At 73.0% G+C, this 19,104-nt stretch carries 18 protein-coding genes; 6 read left to right on the forward strand and 12 right to left on the reverse strand.

The window, feature by feature from the left end; translation table 11 throughout:
• Positions 1–864: 864 nt before the first annotated feature.
• On the reverse strand, positions 865–1,062 hold the full coding sequence (locus tag ACFW01_RS32675) for a hypothetical protein (RefSeq protein ID WP_163015840.1): 198 nt from the start codon (positions 1,060–1,062) through the stop codon (positions 865–867).
• Between the two features lie 207 nt (positions 1,063–1,269).
• Here ACFW01_RS32675 and ACFW01_RS32680 point away from each other — a divergent pair, with 207 nt between their 5' ends.
• The 3 genes from ACFW01_RS32680 to ACFW01_RS32690 all read left to right on the forward strand — a co-directional run bounded on the left by ACFW01_RS32680 (position 1,270) and on the right by ACFW01_RS32690 (position 5,285).
• The gene (locus ACFW01_RS32680) at positions 1,270–1,770 is read left to right on the forward strand and encodes a MarR family transcriptional regulator (protein WP_234956310.1); all 501 of its coding nucleotides are present in this window, start codon (positions 1,270–1,272) and stop codon (positions 1,768–1,770) included.
• 13 nt (positions 1,771–1,783) lie between these two features.
• Entirely contained in the window at positions 1,784–4,354 is a 2,571-nt protein-coding gene (locus ACFW01_RS32685) for an MFS transporter (protein ID WP_234956312.1), read from the forward strand.
• 109 nt (positions 4,355–4,463) lie between these two features.
• A complete protein-coding gene (locus tag ACFW01_RS32690) occupies positions 4,464–5,285 on the forward strand; it encodes a YceI family protein (protein WP_384509713.1) in 822 nt (273 codons plus the stop codon).
• Here ACFW01_RS32690 and ACFW01_RS32695 read toward each other — a convergent pair.
• The gene (locus ACFW01_RS32695) at positions 5,268–5,969 is read right to left on the reverse strand and encodes a GAF and ANTAR domain-containing protein (protein WP_384509716.1); all 702 of its coding nucleotides are present in this window, start codon (positions 5,967–5,969) and stop codon (positions 5,268–5,270) included. The two genes, ACFW01_RS32690 and ACFW01_RS32695, sit on opposite strands and share 18 nt — an antisense overlap.
• Positions 5,970–5,987: 18 nt before the next feature.
• Complete coding sequence (locus ACFW01_RS32700) at positions 5,988–6,740, reverse strand: ANTAR domain-containing protein (RefSeq protein ID WP_384509719.1); 753 nt, start codon at positions 6,738–6,740, stop codon at positions 5,988–5,990.
• Positions 6,741–6,956: 216 nt separating this feature from the next.
• On the opposite strand from ACFW01_RS32700, the gene ACFW01_RS32705 reads away from it, so the two are divergent.
• Positions 6,957–7,337, forward strand: a complete 381-nt coding sequence (locus tag ACFW01_RS32705) for an STAS domain-containing protein (RefSeq protein WP_234956318.1) — start codon at positions 6,957–6,959, stop codon at positions 7,335–7,337.
• A gap of 138 nt (positions 7,338–7,475) precedes the next feature.
• Complete coding sequence (locus tag ACFW01_RS32710; RefSeq protein WP_122616469.1) at positions 7,476–7,946, forward strand: PPOX class F420-dependent oxidoreductase; 471 nt, start codon at positions 7,476–7,478, stop codon at positions 7,944–7,946.
• A 33-nt stretch (positions 7,947–7,979) separates the two neighbouring features.
• Here the strand turns inward: ACFW01_RS32710 and ACFW01_RS32715 are convergent, their stop codons facing one another.
• The 8 genes from ACFW01_RS32715 to ACFW01_RS32750 all read right to left on the reverse strand — a co-directional run bounded on the left by ACFW01_RS32715 (position 7,980) and on the right by ACFW01_RS32750 (position 17,007).
• Positions 7,980–8,738, reverse strand: a complete 759-nt coding sequence (locus tag ACFW01_RS32715) for a TetR/AcrR family transcriptional regulator (protein WP_384509722.1) — start codon at positions 8,736–8,738, stop codon at positions 7,980–7,982.
• Positions 8,739–8,859: 121 nt separating this feature from the next.
• Positions 8,860–9,111, reverse strand: a complete 252-nt coding sequence (locus ACFW01_RS32720; RefSeq protein WP_384509795.1) for a hypothetical protein — start codon at positions 9,109–9,111, stop codon at positions 8,860–8,862.
• Positions 9,112–9,174: 63 nt separating this feature from the next.
• On the reverse strand, positions 9,175–11,400 hold the full coding sequence (locus tag ACFW01_RS32725) for an ArnT family glycosyltransferase (protein WP_384509725.1): 2,226 nt from the start codon (positions 11,398–11,400) through the stop codon (positions 9,175–9,177).
• A complete protein-coding gene (locus ACFW01_RS32730) occupies positions 11,397–12,761 on the reverse strand; it encodes a bifunctional glycosyltransferase family 2/GtrA family protein (RefSeq protein ID WP_234956321.1) in 1,365 nt (454 codons plus the stop codon). The genes ACFW01_RS32725 and ACFW01_RS32730 overlap by 4 nt, the downstream gene beginning before the upstream one ends.
• Before the next feature lie 14 nt (positions 12,762–12,775).
• Positions 12,776–14,326, reverse strand: coding sequence for a sensor histidine kinase (locus ACFW01_RS32735; RefSeq protein ID WP_384509729.1), 1,551 nt, complete (start codon positions 14,324–14,326; stop codon positions 12,776–12,778).
• A complete protein-coding gene (locus ACFW01_RS32740) occupies positions 14,323–15,063 on the reverse strand; it encodes a response regulator transcription factor (RefSeq protein ID WP_234956323.1) in 741 nt (246 codons plus the stop codon). Before ACFW01_RS32740 ends, ACFW01_RS32735 begins: the two co-directional genes overlap by 4 nt.
• Before the next feature lie 76 nt (positions 15,064–15,139).
• Entirely contained in the window at positions 15,140–16,030 is an 891-nt protein-coding gene (locus ACFW01_RS32745; RefSeq protein WP_384509733.1) for an amidohydrolase family protein, read from the reverse strand.
• A 95-nt stretch (positions 16,031–16,125) separates the two neighbouring features.
• The gene (locus tag ACFW01_RS32750) at positions 16,126–17,007 is read right to left on the reverse strand and encodes a DUF2797 domain-containing protein (protein WP_384509735.1); all 882 of its coding nucleotides are present in this window, start codon (positions 17,005–17,007) and stop codon (positions 16,126–16,128) included.
• Positions 17,008–17,053: 46 nt separating this feature from the next.
• Here ACFW01_RS32750 and ACFW01_RS32755 point away from each other — a divergent pair, with 46 nt between their 5' ends.
• Positions 17,054–17,413, forward strand: coding sequence for a helix-turn-helix domain-containing protein (locus ACFW01_RS32755; protein ID WP_234956327.1), 360 nt, complete (start codon positions 17,054–17,056; stop codon positions 17,411–17,413).
• Positions 17,414–17,480: 67 nt separating this feature from the next.
• On the opposite strand, the gene ACFW01_RS32760 is transcribed toward ACFW01_RS32755, so the two are convergent.
• Positions 17,481–18,968, reverse strand: a complete 1,488-nt coding sequence (locus ACFW01_RS32760) for a peptidoglycan D,D-transpeptidase FtsI family protein (RefSeq protein ID WP_384509740.1) — start codon at positions 18,966–18,968, stop codon at positions 17,481–17,483.
• Positions 18,969–19,104: the final 136 nt, after the last annotated feature.

Genomic DNA, 19,104 nt, shown 5'->3' on the forward strand with positions numbered 1-19,104 from the left:
GTGTTTTTGTTTTTGTGTATAATCCACGCTGCTGGGCGGCGGAGCGGCGGCTCGGGGCACACCGCCGCGGCGGCGGCCGGGGCCCGCGGGGGGGGCCGCGGCGCCCGCCGTCGTATGCCGGGTGCCGCTCCCAGGTGCCGGTGCCTGTCGGGGCCGGGTGCGGTTGCCGTGCCGGGTGCGGGTGCTGGGACGGGTGCCCGTCCCGGCCCAGATGCGGGTGCCTGACCCACTCAGGGCGCGGGTGCTGGGGGCGGGTGCCTGTCCCGGCTCAGGTGCAGGTGCCTGACCCACTCAGGGCGCGGGTGCCGTACCGGGTACCCGTCCCGGCCCAGGTGCAGGTGCCAGTCCCACTCAGGGCAGCGGGTGCTGGGCCGGGTGGCCGTCCCGGCCGGGCGCGGGTGCCCGTCCCACTCAGGGCGCGGGTGCGTGCCGGGTACCTGTCCCGGCCCAGGTGCAGGTGCCAGTCCCACTCAGGGCAGCGGGTGCTGGGCCGGGTGGCCGTCCCGGCCGGGCGCGGGTGCCGTGCCGGGTACCCGTTGCGGCCGGGCGCGGATGCCGTACCGGGTGCCTGCTCCCCCGCCCAGGCGCGAGTGCCCGTTTCACCCGGGGCAGCGGATGCTGGGCCGGGCGCCCAGGGCCGGCTCCGGGGGCTGACTGCCCCGCCCGAGTACGGGGTACCGGGGTGCCGGACCACGGACCCACCGGGCCACCGGGCGCCGGTCGCCAGGGCGAGGCGGCAGCGGTCCGTGCCCGGGCCGAGGGGATACGGAGCCCACCCGGACGCCGGGGCCACGGGCGCACCGAGCCGGCCGGGCCCGCGCCCGTGGGGAGATCTGCCCGCCCGAGGGGCGAGCCCCGTGTTGTCTAGCCCAGCGCCAGCCAGGCCACCGCCGCGACGACGATCACGGCGGCCACGATGCCGACGATCAGGCCGACGCGGGGGCCGGAGGAGGCGGCGGGGGCCGCCTGGCGGGTCTGCGGGGCGTCGTCGACGAACGCGCGGAACATCTGGGTGCTGCCTGCGGGGTCGTTGGTGCCCTGGGGGCCCTGGTTGTTAGCCATGGGCCGAGACACTAGCGAATCCGCGGGTGCCGCCCAAGTGCGGGGCTCTTGACCGACCTTGCCCCGCCCCACAGGCCGCCACCTGCGCGTTTACTTTCGTAATACTTGCCTTTGCCAACTTTTTATGGCGCAACGACCGTTTTTGTTTGCCTGTAGCAACCAACGGAACTTATCGTTGCCCTAAGCAACGAATCGGGAGGTGCGCGCATGGCCGGGAAGGCGCAGTACGAGGAGCTGATCCGTCAGTTCAGCGCCTTCGGCGCCGTCAAGCGGGAGATGGGCCGACTGCTGCCCGCCGACTGCCCCGGCGGCTCCGCCGCCGTCATGACCCTGCTCGGCCGGCACGGGGACATGCGCATGAGCAAGCTCGCCGAGCTACTCGCCGTGGACATGTCGGTGACCAGCCGCCATGTCGCCCACGTCGCGGACCGGGGCTGGATCGAACGCTCCCCCGACCCCGCCGACAAGCGCTCGCGCATCCTGCGTCTGACGCCCGAGGGGCAGGCCCAGCTCGACGACATCGCCGAGCGGACCACCCAGCTGCTCGCCCACCGGCTGAGCGACTGGTCCGACGACGAGGTCGGTCAGCTCTCCCGGCTCATGGCCCGCCTCAGGGCCAGCTTCGACGACTGCCGGGCCCCCGCGGCCCGGCCTCCCGCCCTGTCCGGGGACGAACAGTCCACCCGTACACCCGCGATCACCACGTAAGCAAAGGAAGTCCATGGCAACGACCACACCAGCCGGTGTGCGGGCTCATGCCAAGCACGGGGGAGGCTCCACCGGAGACGCTCCGATGACGCACCGGCAGATCATGGAAGCGCTGTCCGGGCTGCTGCTCGGCATGTTCTGCGCCATTCTGTCCTCGACCATCGTCACCAACGCGCTGCCCGAGATCATCGGCGACCTCGGCGGCGGCCAGAGCGCCTACACCTGGGTCGTCACCGCCTCGCTGCTGACGATGACGGCCTCGACCCCCCTGTGGGGCAAGCTCGCCGACCAGATCAGCAAGAAGGCGCTGGTCCAGACGGCCCTCGTCGTCTTCGTCATAGGCTCCGTCATCGCCGGTCTGGCACAGAACCCGGCGATGCTGATCACCGCCCGCGCCATCCAGGGCCTCGGCGGCGGCGGTCTCTCCGCCCTGGCGCAGATCATCATGGCCGCGATGATCGCCCCGCGTGAGCGCGGGCGCTACTCCGGCTACCTCGGCGCCACCTTCGCCGTCGCCACCGTCGGCGGCCCGCTGCTCGGCGGCGTCATCACCGACACCAGCTGGCTCGGCTGGCGCTGGTGCCTCTACGTCGGCGTGCCCTTCGCGATCATCGCGCTGATCGTGCTGCAGAAGACGCTGCACCTGCCGGTGAACAAGCGGAAGGTCAAGGTCGACTGGACCGGCGCCTTCTTCATCACCGCGGCCGTCTGCCTGCTGCTCATCTGGGTCACCTTCGCCGACGACAAGTACTCCTGGATGTCCTGGCAGACGGGTGTCATGGTCGGCGGTGCCGTCCTCCTGACCCTGATCTTCCTCTTCGTCGAGTCGAAGGCCAGCGAGCCGATCATCCCGCTGCGCCTGTTCAAGAACCGCACCATCACGCTGGCCTCGCTGGCCTCGCTGTTCGTCGGTATCGCGATGTTCGCGGGCACCGTCTACTTCAGCCAGTACTTCCAGCTGGCCCGGGACAAGTCCCCGACGATGTCCGGGCTCATGACGATCCCGATGATCGGCGGCCTGTTCGTCTCGTCCACGGTCTCCGGCATCGTCATCACCAAGACCGGCAAGTGGAAGCGCTGGCTGCTGGCCGGCGGCGTGCTGCTCACGGCGGGCCTGGGCCTGCTCAGCACCATGCGCTACGACACCGCGTACTGGCACATCGCGATCTTCATGGCGCTGATGGGTCTCGGCGTCGGCATGATGATGCAGAACCTGGTGCTCTGCACGCAGAACCAGGTGGCCCCGGGCGACCTGGGCGCGGCCTCCTCCACGGTGACCTTCTTCCGGTCCCTCGGCGGCGCGGTGGGCGTGTCGGTGCTCGGCTCAATCATGTCGTCCCGGATCAGCCACTACGCCTCCGACACCATCGGACAGCTCAGCCCGCAGGAGCAGGCGGCGGCCGCCAAGGCCTCCGGCAGCGGCGCCATCCCCGACATGGACATGCTGCCCCCCGGCATCCGCGAGTGGCTGGAGAGCGCCTACGGGCACGGCATCGCCGACATCTTCCTGTACGTCGCGCCGATCGCCCTGATCGGTTTCCTGGTGACCCTGTTCATCAAGGAGGTTCCGCTGCGCACCTCGGGCGCCCTCGCCCAGGCCGCGGAGGCCGCCGCCGAGGCCGCCCCGCCCACGGCGGGCTCCCCGGCCGAGGCCACCCGGGTCGCCGGGGAGCCGGTTCCGGCCGGTGCGATGGCGGCCGTGGCGGCGCCCGCCGCTCCGTCGGCCGTCTCGGACACCCAGGTCGCCGCGGACGCGGCCACCCAGCGGCTCGGTGCCGTCGCGACGGCGACCGGTCCGGGTGAGCCGACGGCGTCCGTGGCCGGTGGCATCGCGGTCCGCGGCTTCGTCCGCGGCGCCGAGTCCGCCCCGGTCCCGCAGGCCGCCGTCACGCTGATCTCGCTGGCGGGCCGGCAGCTGGGCCGGTCGGTCGCCCAGGCCGACGGCTCCTACGTGCTGGACGCGCCGAGCGCGGGATCGTACGTCCTGATCGCCTCCGCCGACGGCTTCCAGCCGCAGGCGTCCACCATCGTCGTCAACGACGAGCCGGTCGCCTTCGACATCCTGCTCAGCGGCACCAGCGGCCTGACCGGCCTGGTCCGGGCGCTGGAGAACGGGCTGCCGGTCAAGGACGCCATGGTGATCGTGACCGATGTGCGCGGCGACCTGCTGGCCAGCGCCGCCACCGGTGAGCAGGGCGAGTTCTCCTTCGCCGAGCTGGTGCCGGGCACGGTGACCGTCGCGGTCAACGCCGTCGGCTACCGGCCGCGCGCCCTGCCGGTCGAGGTCGGCGGCGCCGGGGTCACCCGGGTCGAGGTCGACCTCCAGGCCGGAGCCCGGGTCCAGGGCGTCGTCAAGGCGCCGCACGGCGCGCTGGCCGACGCCCGCGTCACCCTGGTCGACGCGGCGGGCAACGTGGTCGGCACGGCCACCACCGGCGCGGACGGGGCGTACGCCTTCACCGACCTGGACGCCGGTGAGTACACCGTCATCGCGACCGGCTACCCGCCGGTGGCGACGGCCCTGACGGTCGCCGGCCAGGGTGCCGACGGCCACGACATCGAACTCGCCCACCCCGGCGAGTAGCGAGTCCCCGGCCCGTGGTGGCGTGCGCGCTCTGAGCGGAGGTGCGCCCGCCCACCACGGGCCGGCTTCTTTACGACCACTTTCTGAGCCTTTGCAGGGAGAAAACGGGATGGGACTGACCGCGAGGATCCGAACGCGGGACGGATGGGCCGTGTCGCACGCGGTCGTCACGGTGACCGACATGACCGGCGCCCAGGTGCTGCGCGCCGAGGCGGACACCGAGGGCACCGTGCGCGACGCCACCCCGCTCACGCCGGGGGCGTACACCGTCATCGTCACCGCGGTCGGGTACGCGCCCGCCGCGTCCAGCGCGATCGTCACCGCGAGCGGCCGGGCCGAGGTCGGCACGGTGACGCTGGCCCGGCACGGCGGCACCGAACTGCCGCCGCCCGGACCGTGGACGGTCGACCCGGCGCACTCCGCCGTCTCCGCCGTCGCGCAGCACCTCGGCATCTCCAGCGTGCGGGGCCGCTTCACCGACTTCGCCGCCCTGGTCGAGATCGCGCCGGACGACGTCGCCAAGTCCCGGGTCGAGGCGGTGATCCGGGCCGCCTCCATCGACACCGGCAACGGCATGCGCGACACCCACCTGCGCTCGCCGGACTTCCTGGACGTCGAGCGCTTCCCGGAGATCACCTACCGCTCCACCGGGGTGTCCGAGGCCGGCCCCGACCGCTGGACCGTCCACGGCGAACTGGGGCTGCACGGCGTCGTCCGCCCGGTCGACCTGGACCTGGCCTACCTCGGCACCGGCGCCGACCCCTGGGGCGGCACCCGGGCCGCGTTCCGCGCGACGACCGAGCTGCACCGCGAGGACTTCGCCATGAACTACAACCAGGTCGTCCAGGCCGGCATCGCCGCCATCGGGACGACCCTCAGGGTCGAGCTGGACATCCAGGCGGTCCAGGGGGAGTCACTGCCGGCCGTCTGAGCCGTCGCGGGGCGCCCGGGCCACCAGTTCGGCGCAGAGATCCCGGAGCTTGACGTTCCGGTTCTGCGAGGCCCGGCGCAGCCGCTCCATGGCCTGGCGGGCGTCCACCCGCTCCCCGGCCATGACCATGCCGACCGCCTGGTCGATCACGCTGCGGGAGAGCAGAGCGGTGCGCACGTCGGCCGCCGAGGCCTGCTCCCGCTCGATCCGCAGGGCCTCGTTCACGGCCGCCGCCGTCCGCTCCACGAAGGCGCGGGCGGCGTCCCGCCCCTCGGCGAGCGAGTCCGGTTCCAGGCCGTAGAGGTTGAGCGCGGCGTCCGGCTCGCCGTCGACCGGCAGCGGCAGCGCCAGCACGCAGCGCACACCGGTGCCCAGCGCGTACGCGGTGTACGCGGGCCAGCGGCTCTCGTTCGCCAGATCTGCCGAGTACATCGGGGTCTGCGTCTCGGCGGCGTCCACACAGGGGCCCGAGCCGTTCTCGTACTGGCGCAGGTCCAGGCCGCTGGGCAGACCGGTGCTGCCCGCCAGGGTCATCAGCCGGTCGGACCGGCGCACCGTGACGGAGCAGGCGGCGGCGCCGGTCACCTCCGCGACGGCGCGGTCGGTCACGTCGCGCAGCAGGGTGTCGAGTCCCTGGCTGCGTGCCATCGCCCGGTCGAGGGTGTCGGGGATCTCCGAGGTCATGCCCCTACGTCTGTCCCGTCACCGCTCATTGACGCCTCGGCCGCCCGAACCCGTGTTCGCGTCGACGATGCGCCGGGCCAGGTCGCGCAGTTTCACGTTCTCCCGCTGGGACGCCTTGACCAGGGAATCGAAGGCGCCGGCCGCGTCGATGTCCAGGCGTTCCATGAGGATGCCGGTGGCCTGGCCGATCAGGTCCCGGGTGCGCATCGCCTCGGTGAGCTGCTCGCGCACGGTCGCCGAGTCCAGGGCGAGCGAGACGTGCGCGGTGAACAGCCGTCCGATGCGGGTGGCGTCCTCGTCGAAGGCCTGCGGTTTACGCGCGTACGCCGTCAGCACGGTCAGGCGGCGCCGGTCGGCGCGCAGCCGGAGCGAGAGTGCCGAGCGCAGGCCGAGGCCGGACAGGGCGTTGGCGCCGCCGTCGGCCTCGCTGTCGGCCGTTCGCACCACCGGCGTGGTCCACAGGTGCTCCCAGTCCGGGTGCGGGGTGTGGCCGCCGCCGTGGCGGGGGTCGGCGGCGAACCGTACGGTCTCGTCGGTCCAGGCGAGAGTGCGCAGCCGGCCGCCGCGCTGGATCTCCGCGATGCCCGCGTGCTCGGCGTCGGGGAGCAGGCGCACCGCCAGTTCGACGGCGGCGTGCATGGTGTCGTCGGGGGTGCCCGTCCCGTGCAGGTGGCGTGCGGCCGCCGTCAGGGACTCGGCCAGCTCGAAGCCCACCGGAAAACGCGGCAAATCAGGAAATTCGGACGCAGCCACCACGAACCTCTTCGGCATGCCCGGCCAAACGGCCGTGCGCAGGAGAGCTCCGCAGCACATTCCCGACTGCGAGCACAGGACGAACAGCACTTTAGCTGCTTGGTTGCGTGCCGGTGACGCCCGGCCGAAGGAGCGGGCGGCCGCCTTCCGTGCCGCTCGGGCGCGTGATGGAATGGGGAGCGGGTCAGGAAGCGGCCCGGCCGAAACCGGACGGACATCTGTCAGGTGAGTGCTGTGACCTTCCTCCCCCAGCCCTGCGGGCCGCGCGAGCCGTGTGATCCCCCCGGCTGCGCGGTGCTCGACATGCCCGGCGAGATCGACTTCTGCAACGCCTCGGCTCTGCTGCCGATGATCATGGCCGCCGTGGACCAGCGGTCCGCCGACTTCCGCCTCCTCGTCCTGGACCTGTCCGCGACCCGCTTCATGGACTCCCAGGGCGTCCGTCTCCTCACCGCGGTACGCCACCGCCTCCCCGCCGGGGCCCGCCTACGGGTGGTGGCCGCCCCGAAGACCGTCCCGAGCCGCGTCCTGGAACTCTCCGGCCTGCGCCGTGACGTCCCGGTGCACGACAACCTCGCGGAGGCGGTGCGCGCGGAGAGTGACACGGTGGCTTGAGGGCCTGCGCGACGGTGCGCCGCCCGGCGGGCCGGCGGGCCCCTCGCCGGGGCGTGGCGGCCTAGGCCGTGTCCGCAAAGTCCTGCCTGCCCCGCGGGCGGACGGCAGGACTTTGCGGACACGACCTAGGCTGGTGGTATGGCACCGAACATCGCGACGAACACCCGTGTCTCCCTCGCCGAGTTGCTGGACTTCGTCCGCCCCCGGCACCGGGCGATCCTGCTCACCCGGCGGGGCGACGGCGGCCCCCAGGCGTCGCCGCTGACCTGCGGGGTCGACGACTCCGGCCGGATCGTCGTCTCCACCTACCCGGAGCGGGCCAAGACCCGTAACGCGCGCCGCGACCCGCGGGTCAGCCTCCTCGTGCTCAGCGACGAGTGGAACGGCCCGTGGGTCCAGATCGACGGCACGGCGGAGGTCATCGACTCGCCCGACTCCGTGGAGCCGTTGGTGGAGTACTTCCGCAACATCTCCGGCGAGCACCCCGACTGGGACGAGTACCGCGAGGCCATGGTCCGGCAGGGCAAGTCGATCGTCCGGGTGACGCCGGAGCGGTGGGGGCCGGTGGCGACCGGCGGCTTCCCGGCGCGGCTGGCGGCGGACGACTGAGAACGCCCCGGGGGAGCGACGGCCGACGTGGGGTCAGCCGCGTTCGACCATCGCCTCGATACCCGCGACCAGCAGGTCGAGCGCGAACTCGAAGTCCCGGTCGAGCATCTCCGCGACGCTGCCGCCGCCGCGGGCCGCCATGATCTCCTGGGCCTCCCCGATGACGCCCGCGGTGTCCGGCACCTCGGTCGCCGCTTCCATCGAGTCCTGGAAGTACTCGTCCGGACTCCGGCCGCGGTCCGCCGCCCGGGCGAGGAAGCGGCCCTCGACGGTGCCGTAGCCGTTGACGAACTGGAAGACGGCGGAGATGGCCCCCGTCAGCCGGTGCTCGGGCAGACCGCTGCCGCGCATGACGGCCTGCACGGCCCGGGAGAACGCGAGCGAGTGCGGCCCGATGTTGAGGTACGTGCCGAGCAGCGGGGCCAGCCACGGGTGGCGCACCAGCAGGGCGCGGTTCTCCCTGGCCAGCGTGCGCAGCCGCGCGCGCCAGTCCTGGCCGGCCTCCGGGCCGGGGTGGCGCAGCTCGCCGAAGACCGCGTCCAGGGCGAGTTCGAGCAGCTCGTCCTTGGTGTCGACGTACCAGTAGACGGACATCGCGGTGACGTTCAGCTCGGCGGCCAGGCGGCGCATGGAGAAGCCCGCCAGCCCCTCGGCGTCCAGCAGCCGGACCGTGGCCGCGGTGATCCGCTCCCGGTCCAGCCCTGACGGCTGCCCGCCACGCCGGCCGCCGCGGCGCTCCGTGTCCGCCATCCAGACACTGGCCCGCGGCTCCCGCCGTCCTGCCTTCGCCATGCGCGTCTTCTCCTCGACTCGTCGAACGCCGGTCGGCCGGACGCCCCGTGGAGGGCGCGGGGAACGGCGCGACCAGCCACGACGGACCGTCAGCCGCACGACTACCCTGCCACCCCGCCCCTCAGGCGGCCAGCTTCTCCGCCCGCCGCAGCAGCACCGCCGCCACCACCCCACCGAGCAATACGGCCACCGCCCCCACCGACTGACTGCGCCGCGCCCGGTTCACCGGTGAGCGAGGGATGGCCACGTTGAGCACGGTGTTGTCCAGGGCCACCGGGAGCTGGGCGAGGCTGATGACGCCGAGGATCAGCCGGCGCCGCGGGTGGCCCTGGACCGTGGGAGCGGTCTTCTGTTCCTGGGAGGACGTCGTCATGCCGTACAGCGCATAGGGCTTCCCATGCGCTGCACAGCAGACGCCTTCGCGCCGGGCCTCCGGTCAGCTCGTCGGCTGGGTGAGGTCGTAGAAGGTGGCCGAGCCGGCCGTGACCTCCTTGAAGTTGGCCTCGACCCAAGAGGTGATCTGCGACGCGGTGCCGGAGTCGCCTCCCATGCCGCCGCCCATGCCACCGCCGCCGATGAAGTAGTGGATCCTGCCGTCGGCCACGTACTTCTTGAACTGGGCCAGGGTCGGTGACGGGTCCGTGCCGTTGAAGCCGCCGATCGCCATCACCGGGTCGCCGGTGCTGAGCTGGTAGCTCGCGGCGTTCTGGGAGCCGATCGCGGCGGCCGCCCAGGTGTAGTCCCCGGCGTCCGTCTCCAGGAGCTTCTTGGCCTCGGAGCCGACCTGGGCGCCGTTGAGCAGCCCGCCCGCGCCGCCACCCATCCCGCCGGCGCCCGTGCGGCCGCCTTCGCCTGCCTGGCCGCCCGGGGCCGTGCCGGTGCCGGGGGCGCCGTTGCCCTGCTGGTTCTGGCCGGGAGCGGTGCCGCCCCCGCCGCCGGGGAATCCTCCGCCGCCCCCGGGACCGCCCTGGCCCTGACCTTGGCCCTGCCCCTGTCCCCGTCCCTGTCCTTGGCCCTGCCCGGGTGCGTTCCCGTCGCCGGGGAAACCACCGCCGCCCCGGCCGCCGCCGCCACCGCCCGGGCCGCCCATCATGCTCGCGCCGGACGGACCGGCCGTGACGATGGAGCCGCTGTGCCCCTCCCGCACGGTGCTCAGCGTGTACGCCGTCGGCGCCGCCAGCGAGGCCACGAGGCCCAGGCCGGCGACCGCGAGGACGATCCGGCGCCCCAGCCGCCCGGCGAAGACCAGCCCGAGCGCGGCGACCAGGCCGCCGACCAGGACCAGCCACTTCAGCCACGGCAGGTAGTCCGGCGTGCGGTTGAGCAGCACGTATCCCCACGCCGCGGTAGCCGTGACGGCCGCCGCGAGGGCCAGCGAGGCCCAGATCCGCTCCCGCCGCTCCCACAGCGCCGCGGCGCCCATGCCCACCACGGCCGCCAGGTACGGCGCGAGGGCCACCGTGTAGTACTGGTGGAAGATGCCGGCCATGTAGCTGAAGACGGCCATGGTCATCAGCAGCGAACCACCCCAGACCAGGAAGGACCCGCGTGCGGTGTCCGTGCGGCCCGCGCGGCGCGTGGCGACCAGGCCCGCGACGAGCAGGATCAGGGCGGCCGGCAGCAGCCAGGAGATCTGGCCGCCGATCTCGGAGTTGAACATCCGGTCCCAGCCGGTCTCGCCCCACATCCCGCCGCCCCCGCCACCGGGGCCCCCGCCGCCGCCGACGCTGCCGGTCTCCTCGCCGTTGAGCCGGCCGAGGCCGTTGTAGCCGAAGGTCAGCTCCAGGAAGCTGTTGTTCTGCGAGCCGCCGACGTACGGGCGGGACGACGCGGGCCACAGCTCCACGACCGCGACCCACCAGCCGCCGGAGACGACGATGGCGAGGGTCGCCAGCGCGAGCTGCCCGAGCCGCCTGCGCAGCCGCACCGGCGCGCAGACGCCGTAGACGAGGGCGAGCGCGGGCAGGATCAGGAAGGCCTGGAGGGTCTTCGCCAGGAACGCGAAGCCGATCGCGACCCCCGCCCACACCAGCCACTTGGTCCGGCCGTCCTCCAGCGCCCGTACGACGAGGTAGCAGGCGACGGACATCAGCAGCGCCAGCAGCGCGTCCGGGTTGTTGAAGCGGAACATCAGCGCGGCGACCGGCGTGAGCGCCAGCACCGCACCGGCGATCAGGCCGGCCGCGGGGCTGAACCGGCGGCGCACGGCCGCGTACACGACGGCGACCGTCCCGACGCCCATCAGCACCTCGGGGACGAGGATCGACCAGGAGGAGAGCCCGAAGATCCGCACCGCCAGCGCCATCGGCCACAGGGCGGCCGGGGGCTTGTCGACGGTGATGGCGTTGCCCGCGTCGAGCGAGCCGAAGAAGAACGCCTTCCAGGACTCGCTGCCCGCCTGCACGGCCGCCGAGTAGAAGGAGTTGGCGTAGCCGGAGGCGCTCAGGTTGCAGAGGTAGAGCAGCGCGGTGGCCAGCAGCAGGCCGAGGAAGGCCGGGCGGACCCAGCGGGGGTCCTCGGGGCGGCCCCGCCACAGTCCGTGCGGCCGGGACCGGCGGGTGCCGCGGTGCGCGGACGGTGCGCGGGACGGCGGCTCCCCGTCCTCGACGCCCGGGGTCCGGGTGTCCCCCGCGGGCGCGGGCCGTTCGTAGTGCGTCGTCATCGTCCGTCCCTCGGGTCGGTGTCGGCGGCGGGGTGGACCGGCTGGAGGCGCGCGGTCGCGTCGCTCCAGACGAGGTACTGATCAGGAACCCCGGGCTCCGGTATCCGGCCGGTGCCGGTGGCCGGCGTCTCCGGGAACACCCAGGCGCGGAAGAGCAGGAAGCGCAGGACGGTGGCCGCGAGGTTGGCCGCGATCAGCACCGCCAGCTCGGTGGAGTGGTCCGGGTCGGTCGTCGCCGCGCTCAGGGCGACGAGCGAGCCGCTGGTCAGCGCGAGGCCGATGCCGAAGACGACCAGCCCCTGCGCCTGGTGCCGCACAGCACCGCCCCGGCCCCGCACCCCGAAGGTCAGCCGCCGGTTGGCGGCGGTGTTGGCGACCGCCGAGACGAGCAGGGCGAGCGCGTTGGCGACCTGGGAACCGGCGAAGACGCGGAAGCCGCTGTAGAGGAGCAGGTAGCAGAGGGTGGACAGGACGCCCACGGCGCAGAACCCGACGAGCTGCCGGGCCAGCCCCTGCGGTACGCCCGTCAGCTCACGGTCGCGCGGGTCGTCGCCGAAGGGCCGGGCCAGCCGGTCCAGCGGCAGCGACCCGGTGGCCAGCGCCCTGCCGACCCGCCACACGCCCTTGAGGTCGTCGGTCGCGGTCCGGACGATGTGCACGGTGGAGTCGGGGTCGTCGACCCAGTCGACCGGGACCTCGTGGATCCGGCACCCGGCACGCTCGGCGAGCACCAGCATCTCGGTGTCGAAGAACCAGCCGGTGTCCTCCACCAGCGGCAGCAGCACCTGGGCGACGTCCCGGCGGATCGCCTTGAAGCCGCACTGGGCGTCGGAGAAGCGGGCCTGGAGGGAGCCGCGCAGGATGAGGTTGTAGGTGCGGGAGATGAACTCCCGCTTGGCGCCGCGCACGACCCGCGAGCTGCGGGCGAGCCGCGAGCCGATCGCGAGGTCGGAGTGCCCGGAGATCAGCGGCGCCACCAGCGGCAGCAGCGCGTTGAGGTCGGTGGAGAGGTCCACGTCCATGTAGGCGAGGACCGGGGCGTCCGAGGCGGACCAGACGGTCCGCAGGGCCCGGCCCCGGCCCTTCTGCTCAAGACGGACGGACCTGACCTCCACGAGGTCCGCCGCCAGCCGGGCCGCGACGTGCCCGGTGGCGTCGGTGGAGGCGTTGTCCGCGACGGTGATGCGGAAGGCGTAGGGGAACGTCCGGGTGAGGTGCTCGTGCAGCCGTCGCACGCACGGCCCGAGGTCCTTCTCCTCGTTGTAGACGGGGACCACTACGTCCAGGACAGGCGTACCGGCTCCTGTGGCCGGGAGATGCTCCCGCGCCGGCAGGGAGCCGGGAGAAGAGTCGGTTCGCATGACACCGACTCTTCTCAACTCCCCTGTCGCACCCGTGTGGTGAGGCTGTGCCGTGCCTGTGAGTGCGCCCGGTCGCCGGCCGGGTCCGGCGGCGCGGGCAGACGCACGGTGAAGACCGTCCGCCCCGGCACGCTCGCAACGGTCACCCCACCGCCGTGCGCGGTCGTCACGGCGTGCACGATGGCGAGCCCGAGCCCCGTCGAGCCGGTGGCCCGGGAGCGCGCCAAGTCGCCCCGCGCGAACCGTTCGAAGACGTGCGGCAGCAACGGGGCGGGGATCCCGGGCCCGTTGTCCTCGACGTCCACGCACAGCCACCCGCCGCTCGCCCGCACCCGCGCGGTGACGGTGGTGCCGGGCGGGGTGTGGTTGCGGGCGTTGCCCAGCAGGTTGACCAGCACCTGCTGGAGGCGGGCGGCGTCCGCCGAGACCGGTGCCGGCTGCTCCGGCAGGTCGAGCCGCCAGTTGTGGTCGAGCCCGGCCGCGCGGGCGTCGCTGACGCAGTCCACGACCAGCGGTACGAGGTCGGTCCGTTCGAACCGCAGCGGCCGCCCGGCGTCCAGGCGGGCGAGCAGCAGCAGATCCTCGACCAGGAGGGTCATCCGCCCGGCCTCGGATTCGATACGGCCGAGCGCGTGCCGGGTGTCGGGGCCGACCTGTTCGCGTCCCCTGCGGGTGAGTTCGGCGTACCCGCGGATGGAGGACAGCGGGGTGCGCAGCTCGTGGCTGGCGTCCGCGACGAACTGCCGTACCCGCGTCTCGCTCTCCTGCCGTGCGTGCAGCGCCCCGTGCACGTGGTCGAGCATCCGGTTGAGGGCGGACCCGACCCGGCCGACCTCGGTGTGCGGGTCGCACTCGGACTCCGGGACGCGTTCGTCGAGGTTCACCTCGCCCGCGTGCAGGGGGAGTTCGGAGACCCGGCCGGCGGTGGCGGCGACGCGGCGCAGGGGGCGGGTGGCGACGCCGACGATGACGGTCCCGGCGAGGGAGGCGGCGATGAGACCGGCGGCGGTGACGCTGGCCTCCACCAGGATCAGGGTGGTGACGGTGCTGTCGGCCTCGGAGGTCGGAACGGCGGCGTAGTAGCCGTCCTTGTACTCCACGCGGTAGTCGCCGAGGCCGCCGATCTCGACGGTGTGCCGGCCGCCGTCCCGGGGGACGGACGCCAGCGCCGCGCGCTCCGCCTCGGTGAGGGCGACCGGGCTGGTGCCGCTGAAGTTGGTGCTGTCCTCGTCCTTCTCGCCGTACTTGGCGTCGACGACGACACCGTCCCGGACCTCGGCGACGATCGTGCCGCGAGGCTGCGGTCCGCGGGTGACGAACTCGTCGAGGTCCATCCTCTGCGGGCCCTCGCCGCCGCCCGGCTGGTGGTCACCGGGCGGCCCGAAACCGGACACCCGCATCGCGACCTCGTCCACCTGCTTGTCCAGCTGCTCGTACAGATGGGAGCGCAGCGCCACCGTCGTCACGGCCCCGATCACCGCGCAGACCACGGCGATCAGCGCCACCGACGCGACAACGAGCCGGGTCCGCAGGGTCCGCGGCCGCGGTCGTCGCCGTCGGCTCACGAGGCGGCGGGCTTGATCAGGTAACCGGCTCCGCGCCGGGTGTGGATCATCGGCTCGCGCCCGGCGTCGATCTTCCGCCGCAGGTACGAGATGTACAGCTCGACGACGTTGGCCTGACCGCCGAAGTCGTACGACCACACGCGGTCCAGGATCTGCGCCTTGCTCAGCACGCGCCGCGGGTTGCGCATCAGGAACCGCAGCAGCTCGAACTCGGTGGCGGTGAGGTGGATGCCGTCGCCGCCGCGGGTGACCTCGTGGCTGTCCTCGTCCAGCGTGAGGTCGCCGACGACGAGGACGGACTCGGAACGCCGGTCGGCGGCGCCCGAGCGCCGGATCAGGCCGCGCAGCCGGGCGACGACCTCCTCCAGGCTGAACGGCTTGGTGACGTAGTCGTCCCCGCCGGCGGTCAGCCCGGCGATACGGTCCTCGACCGCGTCCTTGGCGGTCAGGAACAGCACCGGCACGTCCGGCAGGTCGCGGCGCAGCCGCCCCAGCACACTCAGGCCGTCCATGTCGGGCAGCATCATGTCCAGCACGACGGCGTCGGGCCGGAAGTCCCGCGCGGACTGGACGGCGCCGTGGCCGTCACCGGCGCTGCGGATCTGCCAGCCCTCGTAGCGCAGGGCCATGGAGAGCAGTTCGGTGATGGACTGCTCGTCGTCCACCACAAGCACCCGGACGGGGCTCCCGTCCGGCCTCAGCAGTTCGGTGCGCCCCTGGGGCGAGGTCGTGGTCATACCGGACACGATGTCGGGGCGCTCTGAGAACGCCCTTGCCCCGAGCTGTGAATTCTCTGAGAAACCCCGGCGCGCCTCAGCCCTCCGCCAGGCCGAACAGCCGGGCCGCGTTGTCGTGGCACACCCCGCGCAGCCACGCGTCGCCCAGGTCCAGCCGCTCCAGGGCGTGCAGCTGGTGCAGGTAGGGGTACGGGATGTTGGGAAAGTCCGAGCCGAGCAGGACCCGGCCGCCGAGGTCCGCCAGCCTGGGCAGCGCCCGGCGGGGAAAGGGAGCGAGGCGTTCGCTGAAGTCGGTGAAGGCCACGGTCGTGTCCAGCCGCACCTCGCCGTACCGCTCGGCGAGGTCCAGGAAGTCCTCGTACTCGGGCATCCCGAGGTGCGCGACGATCAGCCGCAGCCGGGGGTGCCGGGCCAGCACCCGGGCGATCGGCTCGGGCCCGGTGTGCTTGCCGGGCGCGGGCCCCGACCCGCAGTGGACGACGACCGGGACCCCCGCCTCCGCGAGCACGCCCCAGGCCCCGTCGAGGAGTGGGTCGGCCGGGTCGTACGCCCCCACCTGCACATGGGCCTTGAAGACCCGCGCCCCCGATTCGACGGCCCGGCGGACGTACGCCTCGACGCCCGGCTCGGGGAAGAGGGTGGAGGTGTGCAGGCAGTCGGGTGTGCGGCGGGCGAAGTCCACCGCCCAGCCGTTCAGCCACTCGGCCATGCCGGCCTTGTGCGGGTAGAGCATGGCCGTGAAGGCGCGCACGCCGAACTCCCGCAGCAGCGCCGCGCGTTCGTCCTCCTCCTGCCGGTAGGTGATCGGCCAGTCGAGTCCGCCGGTCAGCGCGCCGAGGCCGTCGAAGTAGGCCCAGACCTTGGCCAGCACCCGCTCGGGCATGAAGTGGGTGTGCACGTCGACCAGCCCGGGCAGCCCGAGCCCCTCCCAGAACCGCCGGACCTGCCCGGCCTCGTGATCACTCATGGGGCCACGATCGCGCCCGGCCCGCCCCCGGACAAGGGGGCGGGGCGGGGGGTGGGGAGGGGGTGGAGGGGGTGGGGAGGGGGTGGGGGCGGGTCTCAGAACAGCTCGTCCTGGACCCCGGCCGCCTCCCTGTACGCACGCACCGGCACGGCACAGGGCTGTCCGCCGGCGGACACCAGCTCCCACCCCGTCATCAGCCGGGTGTCGAGGACGACGACCCCGCGCTCCGTCGCCAGATGCAGATCCGGCCCGGCGGCCGCCACCAGCGCGCCCCCGACCGCCCCGCCCGCCACCAGCTCGGCCACCTCTCCCACGGCGGCCGGGCACCGGTCCGGACCCTCGATCCCGAAGACGCCCGCGTGGTCCACACCCCGGAACGGCTCCGGCGTCAGCGACTCCGGCCAGCCGCCGAGCGCCACCGCCCGCGCGTGCAGCTCCGCGATCTCGGCCGACCGCTCCGCCCCCGTCCCGGGCAGCGCGGCGCGCACCGCCCGCTTGTGGGCGTACGGAATCCGGTCCGGGACGCCCAGCGCGGCCCGCAGCAGCTCCTCGGTCCGCCGGGCCGCCATCAGGGGCCCGCAGCCGAGCCAGCTGAAGCAGACGGCGCCCTGCTCAAGGAGCCGGGCCGCGCCCCGAGCCTGCGCGGTGATCCCCACCTTGACCAGGCCGGGCCCGAACCAGGCCAGGTAGACGCGGTAGGGCCGCGGGTCGTCCGCGAGGGTGTCGGCGGCCACGGAGTGCGCCCGGTCCAGCCGCGCGCACTCCTCGCACCGCGCCCCCGTGCTCCGCCCCGGCACGGCGGCGCGCACCGGGCACGCGTTCCCCCGTGCTCCCACGCAGGTCCGGACACCCCCCTCGGCAACCGCGAAGGCCACCCGTCTCCCCCGGGCCAGGGCACTGCTGCGCCCTCCGGCCCACGTCAGCACCGGACCCTCGCCCGTCCAGCGCAGCCCCGCGCACTTCCATGCCTGTGCCATCACCGTCGAGACTAGAGGCCGGCACTGACAACGGCGGAAGTACCGTATGGGCATGGCAGACATCGACCCGCTGTGCCCCGAGCGCCTGGTCATGGAGCACGTCACCAGCCGCTGGGGCACGCTGGCCCTGATCGCGCTGCTGGAGCGCCCCTACCGCTTCAGCGAGCTGCGCCGCGAGATCGGCAGCGTCAGCGAGAAGATGCTGGCGCAGACCCTGCGCACCCTGGAGCGCGACGGCCTGGTCCACCGGGACGCCAAGCCGGTGATCCCGCCCCGCGTCGACTACTCCCTGACCGCCCTCGGCCGCGAGGCCGCCGAGCAGGTCAGGGACCTGGCGCTGTGGACGGAGCGGCGGATGGCGGCGGTCGAGCGGGCCCGCGAGGCGTACGACGCCGCGGGAGCCTGAACCACCACCGCCTCCGCCACCACCGCCTCCACCGGCACCGGCACCGGCACCGGCACCGGCACCGGCGTCACTGCTTCAGGACCGCCTCCATGACGCTCTTGGCGATCGGCGCGCCGAGACCGCCACCGGAGATGTCCTCACGGGAGATGTCCATGTCGGTCGGGTCGATGAAGACGGCCACGGCGACGGAGGACCCGTCGTCCTTCTTGCCGTAGGAGACGAACCAGCCGTAGGGCACCTCGTCGTTCACGTCGACACCGCGCTGCGCGGTACCGGTCTTGCCGCCGACCGTGAGGCCCTCGATCTGGGCGCGGCGGGCGCTGCCCTCCTTGGCGGTGAACTCCATCATCTCCTGGACCTTCTGCGCGGTCTCGGCGGAGACGGCCTCGCTCATCACCTTGGGCTCGGTCTTCTCCAGCGTGCCGAGATCCGGTCCCTTGACCTCGTCCACGATGTACGGCTGCATCACCTTGCCGTCATTGGCCAGCCCGGCGGTGACCATGGCCATCTGCATCGGCGTACTGGTCAGGCTGCCCTGCCCCATGCCGGTGAGCGCGGTGCCCGGTGCGTCGAGGTCCTCGGGGTAGAGGCTCTTGGTGGCGAGCAGGTCGCCGAAGTCCTCGGAGTAGACGTTCTCGTTGAACCCGAACTTCTGCGCCGTCTCGCGCATCTTGTCCTGCCCCAGCTTGGAGGCGGCGTCCAGGAAGACGTTGTTGCAGGAGTACTGCATGGCGGTCTTCATCGAGGCCTTGTCGCAGACCGCGTCGCCGGCCTCGCTGCCGATCTTGTTGCTGGCCTGCGGCAGTTGGTAGGGGGAGGCGGCGTCCGAGCGGGCGTCGACGTCCGAGACGATCCCGTGCTCCAGGGCGGCGGCCGCGGTGAGGATCTTGAAGGTCGAGCCCGGCGGGTAGGTCTCCCGCAGCGCGCGGTTGGCCAGCGGCTTGTTCTTCTGCTTGTCCAGCGCCACGAAGCGGTCGGACTCCTTGAAGGTGCTGCCCGCGAACTTCGACGGATCGTAGGAGGGCGCCGAGACCAGCGCCAGCACCTTCCCCGTCTGCGGGTCCAGCGCGACCACGGCGCCCCGGGCGCCCTTCAGGTCGGTCAGCCCGTCCCAGGCGGCCTTCTGCGCCTTCGGGTCGATGGTGGTGACCACCGAGCCGGCCCGCCGTCCCTCACCACTGACGACGTCGGCGAACCGCTGGAAGGCCAGCCGGTCGTCCTTGCCGGTGAGGATGGAGTCGTAGGTCTTCTCCAGCAGCGTCATGCCCTGGGCCTGCGACGCGTATCCCGTCACCGGCGCGTACATCGGCCCGTTGGTGTAGGTGCGCTTGAACTTGAGGTCGGTGCCCTTCACCTCGGCGGAGCCGGTGATGGCCCGGCCGCCGACGACGATGTCGCCGCGCGGGGTGGCGAACTGCTCGATCTGGACCCGCCGGTTCTTGTCGTCGGAGGCGAGCTCCGGGGCACGGACGTACTGCAGCCAGTTCGCCCGGATCAGCAGACCGAGCACCAGCAGCCCGCAGAAGATCGCCACGGCCCTCAGCGGCTTGTTCACCGGGTGCCTCCGTCGAGGCTCGGCCGGTCGGATATGAAGAAGATGCGTCCTCGCAACATGGGCACACCCTAGACACACTTGCGAAAGACGATCACGCCGACCAGAAAACACCGAAGGCCCGTCGGCGATTCGACGG

Origin of the sequence: Streptomyces sp. NPDC058985, from assembly GCF_042740985.1 — a bacterium.
Taxonomy (GTDB): Bacteria; Actinomycetota; Actinomycetes; order Streptomycetales; family Streptomycetaceae; genus Streptomyces.